Source organism: Dubosiella muris (assembly GCF_004793885.1).
Taxonomy (GTDB): domain Bacteria; phylum Bacillota_I; class Bacilli_A; order Erysipelotrichales; family Erysipelotrichaceae; genus Dubosiella; species Dubosiella muris.
This window is the reverse complement of sequence record NZ_SRYG01000049.1, coordinates 1-1,867: the sequence shown is the minus strand read 5'-3', so window position 1 is coordinate 1,867 and position 1,867 is coordinate 1. Positions and strand designations below refer to the sequence as shown.

The following is a 1,867-nucleotide window of genomic DNA, read 5'->3' as shown; positions in this document are numbered from 1 at the left end:
GGGGCTGTAACGAATCAGTGATTTTTAGAAATCACTAGAGCGTTGCAGCTCTTTTTTTCTTTGCTTCTTTCGAAAATGACAGAATCTATGCCAAAAAGAAAAGCGCGCCTCATTTTTTGGCGCACTTAAAAAGAAATATCACTTTTTCTGCTTTTTTCGATTGATTTTATGGTTTCAGGCTTCGCACTGTTTCTTCTTTGGAAACTTGCTCCTGTGATATCGGCGCAGATTATGACCGATTGATACAAGTAGAAGCTCCAATTTGACGCCGGTTTCTCCTCGACGGCGGAATCGGTCGTATTGATAATCCTGCTTGATCTCTCCGAAGATCCCCTCCGCCTGGACACTTCGTTGCGTCATCAGCTCTTTTCCTTCGTCCTTAGCCAGGTTCGCTTTGACTTCTTCCTGATACTCGATCAGTTTTTCAGTGATTTTCAAAGTACGCCCTTTTTTGGCTTTCGTACATTTCGCTTTTAACGGACAATCCGGACAATGCGCATTTTGATAGTGTTTGGTCTTTCGTTCATATCGTCCTCTTTTATCCGTGGTTTCCTTGATGAATGTAAAGGTGTGGCCGGCTGGACAAAGGACTTCTCCTTGTTCATCCGGTTTCATCTGATAGCTTTTGAACCGGTTTTTATCTGTGACCTTTTCCTGCTCTTTTCGATATGTGTTGTACTTCATGAAAAGCTCGATATGGTGTTCTTTACAATACGAATAATTGTCGTAGCTTCCATAGCCGGCATCGGCCGGTGTTTTCGTTGGATAGTCGCCATAGGCTATATTGTATCCTTCCATGAACGGGATATAGGTGTTCAGGTCATTGGCGTCGCTAGACACATAGATATGGCGGATATAGCGGTTGCTGCTTCCCATCTGGACATTGTATCCGGGCTTGAACACATTGGTGTGATTGTAGTAATCGTATTTCATGTGCATGAACGTAGCGCCTGGATCCGTTTTGGAAAAACTGTTTCTTCCATCGGCCAGCCGATAGTAGATCGAGTATTTCAGAATCTTATCCGCGTCTTCTTCAAAGCCTTCCTTAAAACGCTGGAAAGGATGTTTTCTTTGTCCTTTGCCATGTTTTGACTCGATTTTCCTCTGATTCATGAGTCCCTTGATCGTGTCGACGATCTCGACAAGATATTCGAAAGAAAATTCCTTCAATACCGAAAGTTTGACGGGGACTGCTTCTTTCTGGCAGTATGCATTGAAAGCTTTGATGCGTTCCATAATCTTCACCCAGCGCTTTTGACGATACTTCTTCGTTGAGCGCATCCATACGAAAGTCATCTTGTTGGCGTTGGCCTCAAATTTGGTGCCGTCGATATAAAGGATGTCGGTATGGATGTCGTCATGGGCTTCAAAATAACGATTGAACTCGACAAAAAGATCTTCTAAAGACATCCGAAGATTGTTGGCGATGAAGCGTTGAAAAGCCATAAAAGAAGGGGTGAGGCCATCCATGATGAATTGAAAACGAATATCGAATTTACACAGATCCTCAAGATCGCGAAGAGAAGCGTAGCCTTTGAGGGTATAAGCTAGAAGGATACATTGGAGCAATTTCAAACCATCGTAACCGCAGTCATGACGGGAAGAGAAGTCGATATATTTAAACACGTTGACTCCCTCTACGACTTCCTTCACGGTTCTGGAGATATCATCCCGAGGGATGGAATCATCATAAACAAATGACAAAGGGAATTGAAAAGATGGCTGAAGTGCGTTACTATGGACTAGGTATTTTGGCACACATAAATAATACCAAAAAAGGCCGGGTTGATGATCATTTTGATATCAACTCGGTCCTTTTTTTATTTCGGGAGCCGGATATTTTTTTACTTACCCGTTACAGCCCCTT

1 protein-coding gene is annotated in these 1,867 nt (G+C 43.0%); it reads right to left on the bottom strand.

The window, feature by feature from the left end; translation table 11 throughout:
- Positions 1-174: 174 nt before the first annotated feature.
- Positions 175-1,758 carry an IS1182 family transposase gene (locus E5336_RS12225; RefSeq protein ID WP_135981386.1) on the bottom strand — a complete coding sequence of 528 codons (1,584 nt, stop codon included), beginning with the start codon at positions 1,756-1,758 and terminating at the stop codon, positions 175-177.
- Positions 1,759-1,867 lie beyond the last annotated feature (109 nt).